11 protein-coding genes are annotated in these 21,569 nt (G+C 69.7%); 5 read left to right on the top strand and 6 right to left on the bottom strand.

The window, feature by feature from the left end; genetic code table 11:
* Positions 1-55: 55 nt before the first annotated feature.
* Positions 56-2,893 carry a P-loop NTPase family protein gene (locus NB3_RS20320; protein ID WP_157111906.1) on the bottom strand — a complete coding sequence of 946 codons (2,838 nt, stop codon included), beginning with the start codon at positions 2,891-2,893 and terminating at the stop codon, positions 56-58.
* Between the two features lie 215 nt (positions 2,894-3,108).
* On the opposite strand from NB3_RS20320, the gene NB3_RS20315 reads away from it, so the two are divergent.
* The 3 genes from NB3_RS20315 to NB3_RS20305 all read left to right on the top strand — a co-directional run bounded on the left by NB3_RS20315 (position 3,109) and on the right by NB3_RS20305 (position 11,107).
* A complete protein-coding gene (locus NB3_RS20315; protein WP_067805721.1) occupies positions 3,109-4,527 on the top strand; it encodes an alpha-L-fucosidase in 1,419 nt (472 codons plus the stop codon).
* A gap of 45 nt (positions 4,528-4,572) precedes the next feature.
* On the top strand, positions 4,573-5,175 hold the full coding sequence (locus NB3_RS20310) for a TetR/AcrR family transcriptional regulator (RefSeq protein WP_067805718.1): 603 nt from the start codon (positions 4,573-4,575) through the stop codon (positions 5,173-5,175).
* A gap of 475 nt (positions 5,176-5,650) precedes the next feature.
* Positions 5,651-11,107 carry an ATP-binding protein gene (locus tag NB3_RS20305; protein ID WP_067805715.1) on the top strand — a complete coding sequence of 1,819 codons (5,457 nt, stop codon included), beginning with the start codon at positions 5,651-5,653 and terminating at the stop codon, positions 11,105-11,107.
* Positions 11,108-11,174: 67 nt separating this feature from the next.
* On the opposite strand, the gene NB3_RS20300 is transcribed toward NB3_RS20305, so the two are convergent.
* The 3 genes from NB3_RS20300 to NB3_RS20290 form a co-directional block, all read right to left on the bottom strand.
* On the bottom strand, positions 11,175-12,041 hold the full coding sequence (locus NB3_RS20300) for a universal stress protein (RefSeq protein ID WP_067805712.1): 867 nt from the start codon (positions 12,039-12,041) through the stop codon (positions 11,175-11,177).
* 388 nt (positions 12,042-12,429) lie between these two features.
* The gene (locus NB3_RS20295; protein WP_244891996.1) at positions 12,430-13,347 is read right to left on the bottom strand and encodes a helix-turn-helix domain-containing protein; all 918 of its coding nucleotides are present in this window, start codon (positions 13,345-13,347) and stop codon (positions 12,430-12,432) included.
* Between the two features lie 9 nt (positions 13,348-13,356).
* Positions 13,357-14,193, bottom strand: a complete 837-nt coding sequence (locus NB3_RS20290; protein ID WP_067805705.1) for an alpha/beta fold hydrolase — start codon at positions 14,191-14,193, stop codon at positions 13,357-13,359.
* A gap of 503 nt (positions 14,194-14,696) precedes the next feature.
* Between NB3_RS20290 and NB3_RS20285 the strand changes: the two genes are divergently transcribed.
* Together NB3_RS20285 and NB3_RS20280 are read left to right on the top strand one after the other, a co-directional pair.
* A complete protein-coding gene (locus NB3_RS20285; protein ID WP_067805702.1) occupies positions 14,697-16,493 on the top strand; it encodes a glycoside hydrolase family 15 protein in 1,797 nt (598 codons plus the stop codon).
* Positions 16,490-17,458: an SDR family oxidoreductase gene (locus NB3_RS20280; protein ID WP_371855923.1), complete on the top strand. Its 969-nt coding sequence runs from the start codon at positions 16,490-16,492 to the stop codon at positions 17,456-17,458. Before NB3_RS20285 ends, NB3_RS20280 begins: the two co-directional genes overlap by 4 nt.
* On the opposite strand, the gene NB3_RS20275 is transcribed toward NB3_RS20280, so the two are convergent.
* Positions 17,444-18,553, bottom strand: a complete 1,110-nt coding sequence (locus NB3_RS20275) for an enolase C-terminal domain-like protein (RefSeq protein ID WP_067805696.1) — start codon at positions 18,551-18,553, stop codon at positions 17,444-17,446. The genes NB3_RS20280 and NB3_RS20275 overlap by 15 nt on opposite strands.
* The gene (locus tag NB3_RS20270) at positions 18,550-21,465 is read right to left on the bottom strand and encodes an FAD-binding and (Fe-S)-binding domain-containing protein (protein WP_067805693.1); all 2,916 of its coding nucleotides are present in this window, start codon (positions 21,463-21,465) and stop codon (positions 18,550-18,552) included. Before NB3_RS20270 ends, NB3_RS20275 begins: the two co-directional genes overlap by 4 nt.
* Positions 21,466-21,569: the final 104 nt, after the last annotated feature.

The following is a 21,569-nucleotide window of genomic DNA, read 5'->3' as shown; positions in this document are numbered from 1 at the left end:
GATGCCGCTGGGCTTCGAGGCAGTGGCCGGGCCGGGCTGCCGTGTGACAGCATCGTCACGTGCCGACGCCGTGCAGCGTGATCTTCAGGCGCGGATCGCCGTTCTTCTGTTTGATCTCTATGGTGCCGTCGAAGGATCCGGCATCAGGCGGGTGGAACAGAACCCGCAGATAACATTTGGTCTGCCCTTGCGGCGGTGGGCATTCGCCGTCGAGGATCGAAAAGGCTTTTCCCTGCATACCGTCGTCGAGTTTCACCACGGTGAGGTTGTCGCACTCCATATACGGGAAAGGTATGTACTTCTTGGTCCATTTCCCGACCTCGGTGGGATCGAAGTCGACGTGGGAGCTGTAGGGAATACACGGCGGCTTCTTCGGGGTCGTCGTCACCGTGGAGCTCTCGATGAGTTTCTGGGTGATGGTGGGCGGTTCACTGGTCTCGATTCTGGGAACTGCGCTGGACGGCGGTTTGGTGGGCGGGACGGTCGTCGGTGGCCGCTCGACGACGGTCGGGCCTCCCTCCGTATCCGTCGGCACCTGTTCGGTGTCGATGATCGCCGGTTCGGATCGCCCGGTGGTGGTGGCGATCTGGGTGGGCGGGGGCGGCGCTCCGGAGCAGGAGACCCACAGGCCGACTACGATGGCGACGGTCGTGGCGCCGAGCACGGCGAGCGGACGTCGCCGGCGGCCGGTGCGCCGGGGCTGGTCGACCTGCGTGCGCCAGTCCGCGATGGTGTCGCGTACCTGCTGGGTCAGGGGGTGCTCCTCGCCGAGACGCGCCACGAAGTCCGGTAGCCAGGCCTGCCACAACTCGATGCGCTCCGGCAGCGACGCGGCGTGCAGCGCGCTGAGCGCTTCGAGCGCGCCGACCGGGTCGTCCGCGCCGAGGTAATGCCGGATCGCGGCGACTTCCCGATAGGCGGCGGCTGTGGCGGTACCGCTCCGGGCCAGGGCGGCGAGGACCGCTCGGTGGGCCCGGACTCCGGAGACCTCTCTACGCGGGTTCGCCGCCCGCAATGGCCCGCGCAGCGACGTGTGCGCGACGCCGAGGTGTTCACCGGCGGAGCCCGGGCCACGCCGGGCGATCAGCGCGCCGAGGCCGACCGCCAGATCGCGGACGTGCGTTTCCTCGATGGTGCGGGCGCCGAGATCGTGCAGCGCCAGCCGGACGACCTCGATCGGCAGAACCGGGCCCGGCTCCGCGGCGACCACCACGGCGATCAGTAGACCGAGCGACTCGGCCCGCTCGCCGGTCAGCGACCATTGCGCAAGTCCGAGCCGGTGTCGGACCAGGGCGGAAATCGTGAGGCCGCGGGTGATGTCGGAGTCGGTGAGGCGGCTGTCGACCTGCAAGATCAATCGCGCGGTCAGCCAGCCGCCCACGGCTTCCCAGGGACGCGTCGGCCAGGGACTGCCGGAGCGCACACCGGGATCGAGGGCCGCCAGCGTGGCGGTGATCCGCGATTCCGGCCAGGGGGAGCCGTTTTCGTCGCGGGCGTGCCGCAACAGGTACCTTCCGATGTCGTCCACGCTGGGCATCCGAAGTTCCAGACGCCACATGCGCAGCGCCGGCGGTGGTGCCGCAGCGCCGTCGTCGCTGCGGGCGGTGATGATCACGCGGACGTGCGCGAAGTCGGCGTGGCCGGTGAGTGTGCCTATCGCCGCCCAGAGGTCGGCGCGGTGGCCCTCTCCGGTGGGCAGATCGAGCCCGTCGACGAGGAGCGTGGCGGTGCGGCCCGCCTCGGCCAGCGCCGCGAGCGGTCGCGCCAGCCGCGGGGCCACCTTGTGGTATTCGTCGCCGGCCTGCGGACGCTTCGCGACCGGCTCGATCTCACCCGCCGAAACCAGGACAGCCACCCGGCGATCCAGTTGAGTGGCGAGCTCGTCGGTCACGCTCGCGAGCGTGCTGGTGCCGGTCAGGAAGACGGCGGCGCCGATGTGCGCGGCGCTGGTCGCGCTTTCGACACCGAGCAGATCCGGACGAACCAGCAGGGCGACGGCGGTGGATTTGCCACTGCCGCTCGGCCCCAGAATTGCCCGCAGCCGTTCGTGACCGTGCTCGGCCACGGTGTTCACCTGGCTGCGCAGTGCTCTGGTGACCTGAAGGCCTCGAGTGAGTTCGTCGACGGTTCCGGCGTCGGGACGGCCGCGCACCGCGTCTCTGGCGCGAGCGATGTTGGGCACCAACCAGAGTCCGTGATCGGCGGTCGAAGTGGGTGAGCCCGCGGCGAACGAGAAGTGCTGCGGCTGCTGTCGCGGGCAGGCTCGTGCGACCGGTTGGATCAGATCCGCGGCGAGCAGGTTGTCCCCGCCGGTGGGGATTCCGCTTCGGAAGGTGGCGAGGACGGTCTCGGTGAAACATCCGTCGTAGGCATCGCCGTCGTCGCTTGCGACCAGGAGATCCACGCGTCCGGACACCTGCCGGACAAGTGCGGGCCACTTGTGCGCGCCGCCCTCGGCTGCCGCGGCGGCCTCACAGGTATCCACCCCGACAACGAGCCCGTCGAGGCCAGGAGATCCGGCGATGCGCTCTTTGAGCATCTGGGCCAGATGAACGGCATACTGCGAGTCCAGGATCGGCTTGCCATCGGCATCCGTATCGAGCGAGTCGCGCGCCAAGAAGTAGTAGTCGCCGTGCACGCTGAGGCCGTGCCCGATGAACCACAGCAGCAGCGTCGCCCGCTGCCGGGACGCGGCAGCGAACGCGGAGCGCAGTGTGGCGTGCAGATTCCGCACGGTCGGATTCAGCGAGGTCATACCATCCGGCAAAGCCGGAGCCCATTCTCCGGACTCGGTCAGCGCGCCGGCGAGATCCGCGGAAAGGCGCTGCGGGAATCCGAGGCGGCGGAGCGCGTCACATTCCGAACCGATAATCAACGCGAGCCGTCTCCCCACCACGCGATCATAATCCGGGAAACTCCGGCACGCGCGGGTTGATGCGAACTCTGCCGCCGATACAAACCGCTTGGCGCGGTGGAGGATTCGTGACTGTCGGGTAGCTGAGATGCGGCTGACCGATCGGTCAGCTACGCTTGGTCCGCGTACACAGAGAAGAGGGCAGGATGCGGCAGCTCGCGGGTGGGAGGAACGGTCCTCCGCTGGGATCACGGGTGCGCCGGGAACCGACTTGGTTCGCGGAGGCCAAGTTCGGGATCTTCGTTCACTGGGGATTGTTCTCGGTGCCCGGATTCGCGCCGAGGGGGCGTTATGCCGATGTGTTGCGCGACGATTACGGGCACGCCATGACCAGGAATCCCTACGCCGAGCAATACGCGAACGCGATGAAGGATCCCGGCTCGCCCACCGCCGCGTTCCACCGGCGGCACTTCGGCGATCTGCCGTACGACGGTTTCAAGGCGATGTTCGAGCAGGGGTTGGAGGATTGGCGCCCGGACGCGTGGGCCGAGACGTTCCAGCAGGCAGGCGCCCGATACGTGGTGATGGTCACCAAGCATCACGACGGTTTCGCGTTGTGGCCGACCGGTGTACGCAACTCGCGCAAAGCCGGATGGTTCACCGAGCGCGACTTGGTCGGCGAACTCGCGGACGCGGTGCGCGGGCGCGGGATGAGATTCGGTGTCTACTATTCCGGCGGAATCGACTGGACCTTCCAGCCGAAGGTCATGAAGACTCTCGGGGACTACATCTATTCACCGCACGGCCGCGACTATCCCGCTTACGCCGACGCTCAGATGCGTGAACTCGTGACCCGCTATCGGCCGGACATCTTGTGGAACGACATCTCGTGGCCGACCGGGCGGAAACAGTTGCTCTCGTTGTTCGCCGACTATTACGACGTGGTGCCCGACGGTGTGGTCAACGATCGCTGGCAGATCGACTCGTGGGCCAGGAAGGTGATGCGCTGGAAATCGGCCCGGGCTGGTTTCGATCTGCTGATGAAGCAGTTGCTCGCCGCGCGCCCGGACCTCCTCCACAACGCGGCGCCGTGGGCGGTGCCGCACGCGGATTTCATTACTCGCGAGTACACCCGATTCGACACGATCCAGCCGATCGCATGGGAGGCGACCCGGGGTATCGGCAACTCCTTCGGTTTCAACCGCGACGAGACCGACGCGGACTACGCGTCATTCGAGGACGATCTCTTCCCGGCTTTCGCCGACACGGTCGCCAAGAACGGCAATCTGCTGCTCGATGTCGGCCCGAGCGGTGGCGCTGGCGTCATTCCCGCGGCGCAACTCGATCGGCTCGCGACTTTCGGCGACTGGCTGCGGCGCAACGGCTCGGCGATCTACGGCACCAGCCCTTGGAACGAAGCGGAGGGGGAGACGGCCGAGGGGCTGCCGGTGCGGCTGACGTGTGACAGCACTGCCGTCCATGTCCTGGTGATCGGCTACCCGAAGGGGCGTGAGGTCACTCTGAAGGCACTGTCGCTTCCGGGATCCACCGGCACTTTGTCGGCGGATGGCAGCCCGGTGACGGTCCGAAGGCGTGGTGATGACACCGTCCTCGGGTTCAGTCGTGATCTGACCGGCGTCTACTCCCCGGCGGTGTCCGTTTCGCGGTCGTGAATCCGTTGCCCGATCGCACTGGTCTCAGAGAGAAAGGAGAATTTCGTGACCGCAGAAACTGCGGAATCGGCCGACGTGCGCCGCGGGCAGATCGTCGACAGTGCGATCGCCCTGATCGCCGAGGTAGGACATGCTCGTACCTCGCTGTCGCGGATCGCGGAGAAGGCGGGCGTCTCGAAAGCGGCTGTGCTGTACCACTTCAAGAACAAAGAGGAACTGCTCGACCAGGTGCTCGACCGCGTGCTCGGCGGCCTGGTCGAGCAAGTGGAAGCGGCAGTGCGCGCCGCTGGCACGCCCGCCGACGCGGTCGGTGCGTACATCCGGGCGATGCTCGGGCACCTGAGCGCCCATCCGTCCCATATCCGGGCGCTCACCGAGGTCATCGCGATCGCGGAAGCCGCCGGGCGCAGCACGCTCCGCGCGGACTCGTCCCGTTGGCGAGTACTGGCGAACCTGTTGGCCGCGGGGCAGGCGGATGGGCGGTTCCGCGCGTTCGACGTCGAGACGACCGCGGTGGTCGTCAGCGGCGCGATCGACGGTCTGGTCGGCCGATGGCTGACCGAACCCGGGTTCGATCTGCTGGCGGCGGCCGAGGAACTGGAAGTGTTCGTCTACCGGGCGATTTCTGCCGCCGGTCAGCAGATGTAGGTGACGGCTGCACCGGACCCTCACCACCGTGCCCGACGGCGAAGCCGGGCTCAGCCTCGGGCGGCAGTTCACCGCCGCCGCCCCCGGTAATAAGGCCGTTTCGATACCGACCAGTAATTCGCGTTTCTGATTCCATATTGCAACGCGGCGACGCGAGCGCAGACGAGGCGAAAAGATTGACGCGGCACCGGCCTGCCTCTAACCTTCGCGTGGTGAACGATGCTTACCATGCGGCGTCGGGGTGGCCGTCGCGGGTATCGCCATTTCTGCGACCGACGGCTGCCGGATCACTCCACGCTTCCCCGACGGTCGCAGTCGGCAGCGAGCCAACCGGTGCGTCCGCACCCGGTCCACGCGACGATACGGCCGAGTAACCGCCGGACAGGTGTCTTCGCACCCACCGGCTGTGCGAGAAAGGGTGTTCACCCTTTGCCCGTCGACCGGGCCAATACTTCGGAGAGGAAGGAACCGGCGAGTGTTCAGCCGCATCGCCATTGTGAACCGGGGAGAGGCCGCTATGCGCCTCATCCACGCGGTCCGAGACCTGGCCGCGGAAACGGCACGTCCGATCGAGACCATCGCTTTCTACACCGATGTCGATCGCAACGCGACGTTCGTCCGCGAGGCCGACATCACCTACGACCTCGGGCCCGCCGCCGCGCGACCGTATCTGGATCTTAAAGCGCTCGAACGCGCGCTGGTGACGACACGCGCCGACGCCGCGTGGGTCGGGTGGGGTTTCGTCGCGGAGGATCCGGCGTTCGCCGAGTTGTGCGACCAGATAGGGGTCACCTTCATCGGTCCCGATGCCGAGGCGATGCGCAAGCTCGGCGACAAGATCGGCGCGAAGCTCATCGCCGAGGAGGTCGGCGTTCCGGTCGCGCCGTGGAGCCGCGGCCCGGTCGAGACCGTCGACGACGCCCTGGCTTCGGCGGCCTCCATCGGCTACCCGCTCATGCTGAAGGCCACGGCGGGTGGCGGCGGACGCGGCATTCGCGTGGTCAACAACGAGGCCGAGCTGGTCGACGCCTACGAACGCACCCGGCAGGAGGCCGCCCGCGCGTTCGGCAGTGGTGTGGTGTTCCTCGAGCGGCTCGTCACGGGCGCCCGCCACGTCGAGGTGCAGGTCATCGCGGACGGTCAGGGCACCGCTTGGGCGCTGGGTGTGCGCGACTGCTCGGTGCAGCGGCGCAACCAGAAGGTCATCGAGGAGTCGTCGTCGCCGGTGCTGCGTCCGGACCAGGTGGCCGAGCTCAAGGCCTCGGCCGAGCGTCTGGCGGTGGCGGTCGGCTACCGCGGCGCGGCGACCGTGGAATTCCTCTATCACCCCGGTGAGGAGCTGTTCGCCTTCCTCGAGGTCAACACCCGCCTGCAGGTCGAGCACCCGATCACCGAGCTGACCACCGGTTTCGACCTGGTTCGCGCGCAACTCGCGGTGGCCTCCGGTGAGCGTCTCGACGGCGAGCCGCCCGCCGAGCGCGGGCACGCCATCGAAGCGCGGCTCAACGCCGAGGATCCCGACCGCGACTTCGCTCCCGCCCCGGGCCGGATCGCCCGCCTCGACCTGCCCGCCGGTCCCGGTGTCCGGGTCGACACCGGCGTCAGCGAAGGCGACACCATCCCCGCCGATTTCGATTCGATGATCGCAAAGATCATCGCCTACGGTCGCGACCGCTCCGAGGCGCTGGGCCGGTTGCGCCGTGCGGTCGCGCAGACCCGGGTGATCATCGAGGGCGGCGCCACGAACAAGAGTTTCGTCCTCGAACTGCTGGATCAGCCCGAGGTGATCGACGCGAGCGCCGACACCGGCTGGATCGACCGCGTGCGCGGGCAGGGTCGTCTCGTCTCGCATCGCAACTCCGCCGTCGCGCTCGCCGCCGCCGCGATCGACGCCTACGAGGAGGAGGAGCGCGCCGAGCGGAACCGTCTGCTGTCCACCGCCGCGGGTGGTCGTCCCCTGGTGCAGCACCACGCGGGCCGGCCGCTCGACCTCAAATTGCGCGGAGTCGGCTACCGCGTGCGGGTGGCCCGTACCGGCGCGCATCGGTTCCGCATCGGCATCGAGGCGGGCGACGAGGTCCGCACCGCCGACGTCGACCTGGTGCGCTACGACCGGCACTCCGGGCAGATCGTGGTCAACGGCACCGCCTTCCGCGTCACCGCGGGCACGCACGGACCGACCCACGTGGTCGACGTGGACGGTGTGACCCACCGGGTGAGCCGGGACGAGGGCGGTGTCGTCCGCTCGCCGGCGCCCGCGCTCGTGGTCGCCACGCCGCTGCAGGTCGGCGACGAGGTGGAGGCCAACGCGCCGGTGCTGGTGCTGGAGAGCATGAAGATGGAGACGGTGCTGCGCGCACCGTTCAAGGCCCGGCTGAAGGAATGCGCCGTCTCGGTCGGCACCCAGGTGGAGACCGGGGCGCCGCTGCTGCGGCTGGAGCGCCTCGTCGACGACGCGGTCGAGGAGGCCGCGGCGGTCGGCTCGGTCGAGTTGGATCTGCCTGCCGGAGATGCCACGGCGCATCCGCACGAGCGGATCACCCGGCGGTCGGAGGACCTGCGCGGCCTGCTGCTCGGCTTCGACGTCGATCCGCACGACGACCGCCGGGTGCTGACGGATTACCTCGATGCGCGCCGTGCCGCCGTCGCCGACGATCGCAGGCCGCTGGCGGAGGAACTCGAGCTCATCGATGTATTCACCGATCTCGCCGAGCTGAGCCACAACCTGCCGTCGGGTGAGGACGCCCAAGGCCATGTCCACAGTGCGCGCGAGTACTTCCACACCTACTTGCAGAGCCTGGACGTCGATCGGGCCGGACTGCCGGAGTCGTTCAAGCTCAAGCTGGCGCGGGCGCTCGGGCACTACGGCGTGTCCGATCTGGAGCGTTCTCCCGATCTCGAGGCCGCGGTCTTCCGCATCTTCCTCGCCCAGCAGCGCACCGACACCGTCGCGGTCGTGACGGCGCTGCTGCGGGAGTGGCTGGGCGAGCGGATGCCGGATCGCGCCTTGCGCGAACCGGTCGGCCTGGCACTGGAACGGCTGGTGGCCGCGACCCAGGTGCACTTCCCCGTCGTCGCCGATCTCGCTCGCGGTCTGGTGTTCGCCTGGTACGGCCAGCCGTTGCTGCGGCGTAACCGCGCGCGCGTGTACACCAATGTCCGCAGGTCCCTGCGGTATCTGGACACCCATCCGGACGCGCCGGATCGCGCCGAGCGCATTTCCGAGATGGTCCGCAGCACCGAACCGCTGGTGCGTCTGCTGGGCCAGCGGCTGGTCCGCGGCAGCGACGACAACACCGCCATGCTGGAGGTGCTGACCCGCAGGTACTACGGCAACAAGGGGCTCACCGGCGTCCGCACCCACGACGTCGACGGCTGCCGCTACCTGATCGCCGACCGCGACGGCGGCAGCCTGGTCTCGGCCGCGGTGCGCTTCGACGCGCTCGGCGCCGCGGTGCGCGGGCTCGGCGAACTGACCGGCGACGCGGTGTCGATCGACGCCGACATCTATCTCAGCTGGGAGAAGCAGCCCGCGGACTTCGACGCCATGGCCGCCGCGCTGCACTCGGTGCTGAGCGCGCAGCCGCTGCCCAAGCAGGTGCACCGGATCACCGCGACGGTCGCGGGCAGCAACGGTGCGGTCATGCACCACCACTTCACCTTCCGCCCGTCGGCCACCGGCCCGACCGAGGAACGGCTGATCCGCGGCCTGCATCCGTACATCGCGCAGCGGATGCAGATGGAGCGGCTGCGCAAGTTCGACCTCACGCGCCTGCCGTCCTCCGACGACGAGGAGATCTACCTGTTCCGGTGCGTCGCGAAGGACAATCCGGCCGACGACCGGCTCATCGCGTTCGCCCAGGTGCGGGACCTGACCGCGCTGCGCGAGCACGACGGACGGCTGCTCGCGCTGCCCACCGCCGAGAGCACCATCGCCACCTGCCTCGACTCGATCCGCCGGGCGCAGGCGCAGCGGCCGTCGGCGAAGCGGCTCAACACCAATCGCATCGTGATGTACGTGTGGCCGCCGCTGGACGTCACCCGCGCCGAGCTCGAGCGCATCGGCGGCCATGTGCTGCCGACGACCGCGGGCGCCGGTCTCGAGGAGATCGTGCTCATCGCGCGGGAGCGCGACGCGAACACCGGCGAGTTGGCGAAGGTGGCCATCCGGATCAGCTTCGATGCCGCGGGCGGCACCGTGGTGACCTTCGGCGAGCCGTCGGACGAGCCGATCGAACCGCTCGACGCGTATCGGCAGAAGGTGCTGCGCGCCGCGGGCCGCAATGCCGTCTACCCCTACGAATTGACCGGTCTGCTCGGCAAGTTCACCGAATACGATCTGGACACCGACCGCACGCTGGTCCCGGTCGACCGGCCGAAGGGGCGCAACACCGCCGCGATCGTCGCCGGCGTCATCACCACGGCCACGCCGAAACATCCGGAGGGCGTCACGCGGGTGGTGCTGCTCGGCGACCCGACGAAGTCGTTGGGCGCGCTGTCGGAACCGGAGTGCAGGCGGGTGATCGCCGCGCTGGATCTGGCCGAGCGCATGGAGGTGCCGCTGGAGTGGTACGCGTTGTCGGCGGGCGCTCGCATCTCGATGGAATCGGGCACCGAGAACATGGACTGGGTGGCGGCCGCGCTCAAGCGGATCGTCGAGTTCACCCAGGCGGGCCGCGAGATCAACATCGTGGTCGCGGGCATCAATGTCGGCGCGCAGCCGTACTGGAACGCCGAGGCGACCATGCTCATGCACACCAAGGGCATCCTGGTGATGACGCCGGATTCGGCCATGGTGCTCACCGGTAAGCAGGCGCTGGACTTCTCCGGCGGCGTGTCGGCCGAGGACAATTTCGGCATCGGCGGTTACGACCGGGTCATGGGTCCGAACGGGCAGGCGCAGTACTGGGCGCCGAACCTGGCCGCGGCGCGCGACATCCTCATGGCGCACTACGATCACGCCTACATCGCCCCCGGCGAGCTGGCGCCGCGGCGGGCGCAGACCAGCGATCCCATCGATCGCGACGTCTACGATTTCCCGCATGTCCTGGCGGGCAGCGACTTCGCCACCGTCGGCGAGATCTTCTCGGCCACCGCGAATCCGGACCGGAAGAAGCCCTTCGACATCCGCACGGTGATGCGCGCGGTCGCCGACCAGGACCACCCCGTGCTGGAGCGCTGGGCGGGTATGGCCGACGCCGAGACCGCGGTGGTGCAGGACGCGCATCTGGGCGGCATCCCGGTGTGCTTGCTCGGTATCGAGTCGCGCGGCGTGCCGCGGCACGGGTTCCCGCCCACCGACGGCCCGGACACCTACACCGCGGGCACACTGTTCCCGCGGTCGTCGAAGAAGGCCGCACGGGCGATCAACGCCGCGAGCGGCAACCGGCCACTGGTGGTGCTGGCGAACCTGTCGGGCTTCGACGGGTCGCCGGAGTCGATGCGCAAGCTGCAGTTGGAGTACGGCGCCGAGATCGGCAGGGCCATCGTGAATTTCGACGGCCCGATCGTGTTCTGTGTGATCTCTCGCTATCACGGTGGCGCGTTCGTCGTCTTCTCGAAGGCGTTGAACCCGAACATGACCGTGCTGGCGCTGGAGGGCTCGTTCGCGTCGGTGCTCGGCGGTGCGCCCGCCGCCGCGGCGGTGTTCTCCGGTGATGTCTCCACCCGCACCGCGGCCGACCCGCGAGTGCAGGAGCTGGAGGGGCGGGTGGCCAACGCCTCCGGGACCGATCGCGCCGCCCTGATCGCGGAACTGGATGAACTGCGGTCGTCGGTGCGCGCGGAGAAGCTCGGTGAAGTGGCCGCGGAGTTCGACCGCATCCACAACATCCAGCGTGCCGTCGAGGTCGGCTCCGTCGACGCGGTCATCCGCGCCGCCGAGCTGCGGCCGCGGGTCATCGAAGCCATCCAGGCGCGTCTGGGCGGCTGACGGCAGCAGGGCCACCTCCAAGGCGGCGGCCGCATGGTCGGTTGTGTGCGATCGTGACACAACCCGATCAGCGGCCGCCGCCCCTGGTGATGATCACCGGCACCTGTGCCCCGTGTAGTACGGCTCGGCTCACCGAACCGAGCGGCATCGCGGGGGACTCGTCGCGCCCGCGGCTGCCGACTACGATCGACCGCGCTTTCTCACCCACCTCGAGCAAGCGCCTGGCGGGGCGGTCCTCGACCACGACGCGCCGCACGGTGACCTCCGGATACGCCTCGCTGTATCCGGTCAGGCTCCGGTCGAGGAATTCCTCGCCGTCCGCGCGTGATTCGATGAGCGAACCGTGGCCGCGCAGGCCGCGGAACGCGTGCAGCACGACGAGATCGGCGCAGCGAAAAGCCGCCTCGTCGAAAGCCAGGGCGACGGCGGCGGCGCTGCTCGCGGAGGCGTCGACGCCGACGACGACAGGCCCGTCGCCGTGCTCGGCGTCGTCGGGAACGACGGCGACGGGGCATCCCGCCTGCCGAGCCAGCGCGGTGCCCAGCGAGCCCCGCATCGCGCGGCTGAACGCGCCGAGGCCTTGGGCGCCGACGACGAGCAGCCGCGCGTGCTCGGATCGGCGGCGCAGAACCGGAACGGGGGCGGCGTTCGTCAGCTCCACGGTCACATCGATCCGGTTGATCCGAGCGGATTCGGCGACGGCCGTGGCGTACGCGATCTCCAGCACGTCCGGGCCGCCCCACCGATACCTGCCTGGAACCGGCGGTCCGCCGTCTTCGACGGAACCGCAGTCGCCCAGGCCGCCGGTCAGATAGACCAGGTGCAGCGGTGCGCCGCGGTGGGCGGCATCGATGGCCGCCCACCGCACGGCTGCGAGCGCCACGCGAGAGCCGTCGACACCCACCAGGATCGGAGCCTTGCTCGAGGTGGACATGGGTGCTCCTCCGGTTCACGTGCAGGGGCCGTTGTCGGGCGGGCCGAGGTCGTCGCGGCGTACCTGGACGAGTGTCTACCTCCGCACCGAGGCGGCAGTAGAGCAACCGGTAGGCAGCGGCGAAGGACCAAGGTCCCGCTCCTGCGCGGGATGGGAGTTATCGCGCGCCGCCTCGCGACCGCTGCGGCGAAGTCGCTTGCCGGTCCGGCCAGGCTTTCATTCCGCCGAGCCGGACGTGCTCGGGACGGGGCGTGGACCAGGGAACGACTTCGGTTGCCGTACGGATCAGACGCTGGATCTCCGGGCTGTGCGCTTCGTGCCTGCTCGCCGGTGTGGCCACGGCGCCTGCTCGTCTGCGGTAGCGCTCCGCTGCCAGACGCGGGCAGGGTCACCGGCTCGGCAGTCGTTTCGGTAGCCGAGTCGGTGACGTGCGAGTGCCGTGGACCGTCGTCGGTGGCGTCAGGGTCGCGGTGTGGGCAGGCCACGCCACGTGGTCTATCGCGAGCCAGGGCGCGGTGGCCACCGCCGTGGGCGTGACACCGGCGATCGCCTTGACCTCGCGGTGGAGGTGGGACTGGTCGACGTAGCCGCTGTGCACGGCAGCGCTCGCGGCGCTGTGTCCCGCCGCGAGCAAATGGGCGGCGTGGTCGAAACGCACCAGCTGCGCGGCGCGTTTCGGTGTGAGTCCGAGCTGGGCACGGAACCGGGACCACAGGCGCTGGCGGCTCCAGCCGACCTCGTCCGCCATGCGGTCGACCCGCACCCGTCCACGGCCGATGACCGTGCGCCGCCAGACGTGGGCGACTTCCGGATCGATCGGTGGACGCGAGCCCAGCCGTCGGCCGAGCGCATCGGCCGCGATGGTGAACCGTTCGTCCCAGGATGTGGCGATGCGCAACCGGTCCTCGACCTGCCCGGCGTCGCGGCCCCAGACCTCGTCCAGAGATGCGACGGTCCCGGTGAGATCGACCGATCCGCCCAGGGCCGCGGCCGCGGCCGGCGGCGACAACCGGATCTGGAGGCACTCGCCCCTCGCTCCGCCGGTCCGCAGCGGACCGGGGAGGAGTCCGGCGACGAAGCTGCCGCGCCGCCGGTGTCCGCGGTCGTCGTAGACGATGCCGCCCGCCTCGCTCAGGTCGACGATCACGGTGACGGAGGGATGCGCGATCATGGCGATGTCCACGGGCGTGGACAGCCGTTGGCGGAACCCGGCCATGCTGACACCCGGTAGCCGATGGGACGGGCGCGGTACCGCGACGTCCACGTCCGCCCACGTCCAGTCGTGCGGTGACCTGACCGACAGCACGGGACCAGCCTATGCCGTCGGCGTCATCGGAGGAGTGCCCGCATCGGCCGCCGTGAAGCCCAGCAGGAGTTCGCTGGTCGTCTCGGGCGCTTCGAGCATGGGTAGATGACCGACGCCGGGCAGCATCTCGACCCGAGCGCCCGCCACCGCCTGGTACCGATGCGCGCACGACGGCTCGTAGCGCGGGTCGGCGTCGCCGAAGATCACCAGCACGGGGACATCGAGAGCGGCCAGACGTTCGGGCACGTTCCGCTCGGTAACGTACGCGCTGTTGCGGCGCAACACTTCCCGGAACGCGGAGTAAGGCATGTTCTTCAGGTCGGCGACCATGTCCTCCGGAATGTCCACCGGGCGAGCGGTCGTCGCGCTGATCCCTTTGCGGATCATCCCGTCCGATCGCCTCCGCCACAGCAACGGTCCGAACGGAGGGGCCAGCAAGGCGCGGAGGACGATCGGCTGCGGAAGGAGCGCGTCCAGAGCGGGCGCGGTGCTGAGCAGCGCGATCGACCCCACCAGATCGGGGCGTTGTTCGGCGAGCGCGGTGGCGACGAAGCCGCCGCTGGAGTGTCCGGCCACGGGGACGCGCCGCAGCCCGAGGTCGTCGAGGAGCGCGGCCAAGCGGGCGGCCTGCGCGGGCACGTCGTAGGACGACGCGGGCGGGGACTGGCCGCACCCGGGAAGGTCCATCCGGATGACGTGGTGGTGGGCGGCGAGTGCCCGGGCCACCGGGCCCCAAAAGGCACCGGATGCGCCCGATCCGTGCACGAGCAACAGCGGCGCCGCGTGCCGCGGTCCGTCGTGGACCACGTGCATTCCGTGCGACTGCTCGACGTCGTAATCACCCATGAGCGGGACGATACGACGACTGCACGCGGCCGGTCTTGGACAAATGTCGGCGCCCCGACCCGCCCGTCAACACTGGGGCGGCGGGCCGGGCGCGTCCCGGCCGACAGCGCGCGATGGTGGGGCCAGCGATCAACCCAGTGGGCAGGTCGGATGGTCGCGACCCCCAGGCGACTGAGAGACCGGCCGTATCGGTGTCCGCCGGAACAGCCCGAACGGCGGGGCGTACCTTCAGCCCGTACTTCGAAGAAGTTCGCCCGCGACCGACCTGCCCGGGATGGAATGAAAGAGTCTCGGACGCAACGCTTTCGGTACTCCATGCGCCGACCGGGTCGGGATCGAGCCGACTGCATGGGCGCACGCATCCGGCCCCCGCCGCCTGCTCGCCCGCGGCAGGCTGGACGAGACTCGCGCGCCAGGCCGGAGCCATCGCCGAAAGCGAGCGCGGTGACCCACCCCGGCGCGAGTGGGCGATTATCGGGCACTCCCGGTGGTATTCGGCGAGTGTGATCGGGGATGGCTTGCCCCATGTGCTGCGGGAATACGCGTTGCTCGCCGATGGCCTGCGTGGCGCGCTCGTCGGGCCGCGTGGCGATATCTCGTGGATGTGCGTGCCCGGCTGGGACGGACCCGCGCTGTTCCAGTCGCTGCTGGGTGGCCGTGGTGTCTACGCGGTGACGCCGACCGGGCTGTTCGTGTGGGGCGGCTATTACGAGACGGGCACCCTGATCTGGCGCTCGCGGTGGATCGCGGGATCGGCGGTGATCGAGTGCAGGGAGGCGCTGGCTTTTCCCGGTCAGGCGCATCGGGCGGTGTTGTTGCGCCGTGTCGTCGCGGTGCATGGTGACGCCGAGGTCGAGGTCGTCCTGCGACCAGCCGCGCGGCCCGGCGCCGGGTCACCGCACCGCGACGCCGGTGGCATCTGGCACGCGCGCCTCGGGTCGGTTCGGTTGCGGTGGACCGGCGCCGGGTCCGCCGTGGTCGCGGACGACGCGGACGGGCTGTGCTGGACCGAACGGGTTCGGGTTCGGGCCGGGAATCACCACGACCTCGTCCTGGAACTGTCCGATACCGCCCTCCCCGGCGCCGCGCCGGACGCGGAAATCCTCTGGGCGGATACGCACTCGGCGTGGCGGCGTCAGGTACCGGATCTGCCGCACACCGTCGCCCCGCGCGACGCGGGCCACGCCTACGCCGTGTTGCGCGGATTGACCGCGGACACCGGCGGCATGGTCGCCGCCGCGACGACGAGCCTGCCCGAACGCGCCGACAAGGGGGAGAACTATGACTACCGGTACGTGTGGATCCGCGATCAGTGCATGGCCGGTCAGGCTGTCGCCGCCGCTGGACCCCACCGTCTGCTCGATGACGCGGTGAATTTCGTCGCCGAACGCCTGCACGCCGACGGGCCCGATCTGGCTCCCGCGTACACCGTGCACGGAGGCGCGGTGCCGACGCCGCGGAAGCTGAAGCTCCCTGGATATCCCGGGGCTCCGCCGCTGACGGGCAACCGGGTACGCGCGCAATTCCAACTGGACGTCTTCGGTGAGGCGTTGCTGCTGTTCGCCGCGGCGGGCCGCCACGATCGGCTGGCCGAGAAGCACCGCCGCGCGGTCGAGGTGGCGGTCGCGGCGATCGCGGAGCGCCATGACTGGCCGGACGCCGGGATCTGGGAACTCGACGAGCAGCTGTGGACCCATTCCCGGCTGACCTGCGCCGCCGGGCTGCGCGCGGTGGCTTCCTGCGCCGCCACCGGGGCCGACGTCACGACCTGTACCGCGTTGGCCGACCTCCTGGTCACGCGGGCCTCGCGCAGCGGGTTGCACGCCTGCGGCCGGTGGCAGCGAAGCCCGGTGCATCCGGGTGTGGACGCGGCGTTGTTGTTGCCGATGCTGCGCGGCGCCGTCCCACCGGACGATCCGCGCTACGCGGCAACGTTCCGTGCGGTGGAAGAGGAGCTGTGCGACGACTGCTACGTCTACCGCTTCCGGCACGATCAGCGGCCGCTGGAGACGGCGGAGGGCGCCTTCCTGCTGTGCGGGTTCACGATGGCCATGGCCGCGGCGCAACTCCGGCGGCCGGTGACGGCGCTGCGGTTCTTCGAGCGCAACCGGGCGGCATGCGGTACGCCGGGACTGTTCGCCGAGGAATTCGATGTGCGGCAACGCCAGCTACGCGGGAACCTCCCGCAGGCGTTCGTGCACGCGATGTTGTTGGAATCGGCGGTTCGGCTGGCGTCGATCGAGGACGGATGCGATCGCGGGGGCCCGGTGCTCGCGACGCAGGGAAAGGAGTGTCGGTGACAGGTTCGCAAACTGTGGTGATCACCGGAGCGAGCGGCGGGATCGGCCGGGCGGCCGCGCGTCGTTTCGCCGCCGACGGCGCGTCGATCGCCTTGCTCGCTCGCGGGCGCGCCGGATTGGCGGCCGCCGCGCAGGACGTGCGCGCCGCAGGTGGACGGGCGTTGCCGATCAGTACGGACGTGGCCGACTTCGACGCGGTGCACGCTGCGGCAGACCGCGCCGAGGCCGAATTCGGCCCCATAGACGTCTGGGTGAACTCGGCGTTCACCTCGGTGTTCGCTCCGTTCACCCGAATCGCGCCGCAGGAGTTCCGCCGCGTCACCGAGGTGACGTATCTAGGGTCGGTGCACGGCACGATGGCGGCGCTGGCCCGCATGCGCCCGCGGGATCGAGGCGCGATCGTTCAGGTGGGCTCGGCGTTGGGGGAGCGGGCGATTCCGCTGCAGTCCGCCTACTGCGGGGCCAAGCACGCAGTCGACGGGTTCGTCGAAGCGGTGCGCGTCGAGCTGCTGCACGAGCGCAGCAACGTCCACATCACGATCGTGCAAGCCCCCGCGGTGAACACCCCGCAATTCTCCTGGGTGCGATCGAGGCTGCCCAAGCGCCCGCAGCCGGTGCCCCCGATCTACCAGCCCGAAGTGGTCGCGGACGCGATCGCCTTCGCCGCGGCCCATCCACGGCGCAAGCAGTACTGGGTCGGCGCGAGCACGGTCGGTACGGTGCTGGCACAGCGGATGGCGCCCGCCGTGCTCGACCGGTATCTCGCCCGCACCGGCTACTCCTCGCAGCAGACCGACACCGAGGAAACCGAGCGGCCGGACAACCTGTGGCATCCGGTCGACCGTGCGGGCGGAGCCGATTTCGGCGCGCACGGCCGGTTCGATGAGCGCGCCCACTGGCGCAGTCCGCAGACCTGGCTGGCCGAACGCGCCGAGTCGATCGCCGACCGGCTACGCAGGCACTGAGACCCGGTAGGGCACGGCGGATTCGGCCAGCGACATACCGTGCCCGATCCGGGTGGCGCACGGCGGCAGGTGACCGTCCACGACGTGCGGCACGCCGTGGACCAGAAGCGGTTCCAGGCGGGCGTGATCGATGAACCATTCGAGATGTCGCAGGTTCGGCACCGCCGCGGTGACCGGGGCGTGCAGTGCCGGAGCGCAGTGCGCGGAGACGTCCAAGGCGTGCGCGGCGGCGAGAGCGGCGCATTCGAGGAATCCGCTGTAGCCGCCGCAGCGGGTGACGTCCAGTTGCAGGCAATCCACGGCACCGACGAGTTTCGCGGCGTCGTAGCGGTTGTAGACGTATTCACCGGCGGCCACATCGGCGCGCAGCGCATCGCGCACCACCTGTAGCCCGCAAACGTCGTCGCTGGTGACCGGCTCTTCGAACCAGACGACGCCGAGCCGGTCCAGCTCCGCGCCGACCCGGCGGGCCGACCCGGCCGGATATCCGCCGTTGGCGTCGACCATGAGGCGACCGAGACCGCCGAGCAGGCCCAGGGCCTGCGCCACCCGCTCGAGATCGCGGTCTATCGCTGCGCCCCGGTCCTGACCGATCTTGATCTTCACCAACCGGCATCCCGCCGTTAGCCAGTCCGCGATCTGGTCGGCGAGCGCGGTGTCGGTGAGGTTGGTGAAGCCGCCGGAACCGTACACCGGGGTCGCGGGCCGCGCGGCGCCGAAGAGCGTCGCCAGTGGCGCGGACAGCAGCTTGGCTTTCAGATCCCACAGCGCGATGTCGACCGCGCTGAGCGCGTGAGCGACCACGGAAGTGGTGCCGATATTGCGGCACGTGCGGTGCAGGGCTGTGCGGCAGGCGGGGATGTCGAACGGTGAGCGCCCGTCCAGGATCGGCGCCAGATCGTGGGTGACGACTGTGGCGGTCGCTGGGCTGCTGTAGGTCCAGCCGAGGCCGCGTTCGCCGCCCGCGGAGATCTCGACCGTGATCGCCGTGGTGGCATCCCAGGTCAAGGTACCGTCGGACTCGGGCTCGGCGGTGGGAAAACGGTAGACGCCGACCTGCACCGGCTCGTCGATGCGCGGGGGCCCTGCGATCATGCGCGCGGACCGGTGATGGCATCGGCGAGCAGCTCGGCCGAGTGCCGTGGCCGCGCGTCCGGGGCGAGATGGCGGATCTGCGTGCGGCAACTGAAGCCGTCGGCGAGGACTTCGGTGCCTGCGGCGCGCTGCCGGATGGCGGGCAGCAGACCGTCCTCGGCACACGCCACCGAAACGTCGTAATGCCCGCGTTCGAACCCGAAATTGCCTGCCAAGCCGCAACAACCGGCATCGAGCACGTCCACGTCGGCGCCGGTGGCGCCCAGCAATTCACGGTCGCGGTCGAAGCGCAGGATGGCGTGGTGGTGGCAATGCGGCTGCACCAAGGCGCTGCCGTCGACGGTGGGCGGGCGCCAGTCGGGCGCCCGTTCGGCGAGCACTTCGGCGAGCGTGCGCGTCTGTCCGGCGAGCCGGTGCGCGTCCTCGTCGCCGTGCAGGAGTTCGGGCAGATCCGCCCGGAAGACGGCGGCGCAGCTCGGTTCGAGCACCACGACGGGCGTTCCCGCACGCAACTGCGGCTCCAGTGTGCGCAGGGTGCGGCGCAGCACGCGCTCGGCGGTGGGCAGTTGCCCGGTGGAGATCCAGGTGAGTCCGCAGCACACGGTGCGCGGCGGCACCTCGACGCGCAACCCCGCCGCTTCCAGCACGGTGACGGCCGCGTGCGCGATGGCGGGTTCGAAATTGTTGGTGAAGGTGTCCGGCCACAGCAGCACCTTCGGGCGGGAGTCGTCGTCGGGTCCAGCGGTGGAAGTGAAGGTCTCGGTGAACCGCGCGGAAGCGAACCGGGGCAGCTCGCGGCGCGGATCGACGCCACCCGCGCGGGCGACGAGCCTCCGCAGTCCCGGCGTGTGCGTCACCGCGTTGGCCAGGGGCGCGGCACTCGTCGCCAACCGAGCCCACAGGGGTATCCAGCCCATCGAGTAGTGCGCCATCGGCCGCAGCCGCCGCCGGTAGTGGTGGGAGAGGAATTCGGCCTTGTAAGTGGCCATGTCCACGTCCACCGGGCACTCGCTGCGACACCCTTTGCAGGCCAGGCACAGATCGAGGGCGTCGCGGACCTCCGTCGAGCGCCATCTGTCGGTGATCACCTCGCCGTTGAGCATCTCGAACAGCACCCGCGCCCGGCCGCGGGTCGAGTGTTCCTCTTCCCGCGTCGCCCGGTAACTGGGACACATCACGCCACCGCTGTCGCCGCGGCACTTGCCGACCCCGACGCAGCGGGCGGCGGCCGCGCTGAAACGATGGTCGTCGTCCGGAAAGGCGAAGTGCGTCGCCGGCTCCCACGGCCGGTAGGAGGCGCCCTGCCGTAAATCGTGGTCGAGCGGACGTGGATCGATCACTTTGCCCGGATTCATGCGATTTCGTGGGTCGAAGAGCGATTTCACCTCGCGGAAGGCGCCGACTATCGTCTCGCCGAACATGATCGGCAGCAACTCGCCTCGGGATTGGCCGTCGCCGTGTTCACCGGACAGCGATCCGCCGTAGCGGACCACTAGCCGGGCGCTGTCCTGCGCGAACGCGCGATATTTTGCGATCCCTTCGGCCGTCCGCAAATCGAACGGAATGCGCGTGTGCACGCAGCCGTGCCCGAAATGCCCGTACAGCGAGCTGGATTCGTAGCCGAAACGGGTCAGCAGGCGCTCGAAGTCGCGGAGATAATCACCGAGTCGGTCGGGCGGGACGGCGGCGTCCTCCCAGCCTTCGTGCGTCTCGGGTCCGTCGGGGGGATACGCAGTGGCGCCGAGTCCCGCTTCGCGGGCGGCCCAGAGTTCGGCTTCTCGCTTCGGGTCGTCCAGCATGGTGTGGCTCGCGCCGGTGCGCGCGCACACGTCTTCGAACATCACCCGCGCCTTCCGGTCGGCGTCGTGCTGGTCGTCGGAGTCGAACTGCACCATCAGCCAGGCCCTTCCGTCGGGTAGCTGCTGGATCGCGCGTTCGGCCAGATGCCTGCTGTGCTCGAGTTGGACCAGCCGGTGGTCGATGCCCTCGAGCGCCGCGGGGTGGTGCGGCAGGATCAGCGGCACGGCGTCGGCGGCGGTGTAGATGTCGTCGAATCCGAGCACCGCCAGCGCCACGGCCCGCGGGCGGGGCACCAGCCCGATCTCCACCCGCAGCACGGTCACCAACGTGGACTCGCTGCCGACCAGTAGCTTGGCGATGTCGAAATCGTTCTCCGGCAGCAGAGCATCCAGGTTGTAGCCCGATACCCGCCGTGGAATGTCGGGAAAGGTCGCGCGGATGTCATCGGCGTAACGGTCCCGGATCGCGCGCAGCCGCTCGACGAGTTCACGTCCGCGCTCGTCGTCGGTCTCCACGATCCCGCCGGGGCCGACCCATGTGCGCAGCCCGTCGTAGGTGAGGATCTCCAACCGCCGCACCGCGTCGGCGGTCTTGCCGTAGGCCTGCGCGGTGGAGCCGCAGGAGTTGTTGCCGACCATGCCGCCGATCGTGCAGCTGACATGGGTGGACGGCTTGGGGCCGACCATCAGGCCCGTGGACGCCAGCTCGCGGTTGAGCCGGTCGAGCGCGATGCCGGGCTCGACCACGGCGGTGGCGGCGGCGCGATCCACCGACACCACCCGCGTGCAGTACTTGCTCCAGTCCATGACGACCGCCGCGTTGCAACACTGACCGGCCAAGCTGGTGCCGCCACCACGCGAGACCACCGGCACGTCGTGCGCATGACAGACCGCGACCGCCGTGGCCGCGTCCTCCGGGGTGCGCGGCACGACCACCCCCAGAGGAACGGCCCGGTAGTTGGACGCGTCCGTCGAGTACGTCGCGCGGCTGCCGGAGTCGAATCGAACTTCGCCGTCGACGCGCTCGGTGAGTTCCGCGCGCAATGCCTCCAGCGGCCACTGGGAACGACCGGATGCGCGGCGATGGGCGGGCGACTGAAGTGAACGCGCCATTTCGGGCAATCCTCTCGGCTAGGGCAGGCGAGTATCGGAACAGGCGAGAACACAGCGCGAATACCCTCGCGCGGACCGCGTATGCCGGGTTGAGGCCTGTTCGC

The sequence above is a fragment of the Nocardia beijingensis NBRC 16342 genome (assembly GCF_001612785.1).
GTDB classification, from domain to species: domain Bacteria; phylum Actinomycetota; class Actinomycetes; order Mycobacteriales; family Mycobacteriaceae; genus Nocardia; species Nocardia beijingensis.
The sequence above is the reverse complement of the archived record's forward strand: the minus strand, read 5'-3'. Positions and strand labels throughout refer to the sequence as shown.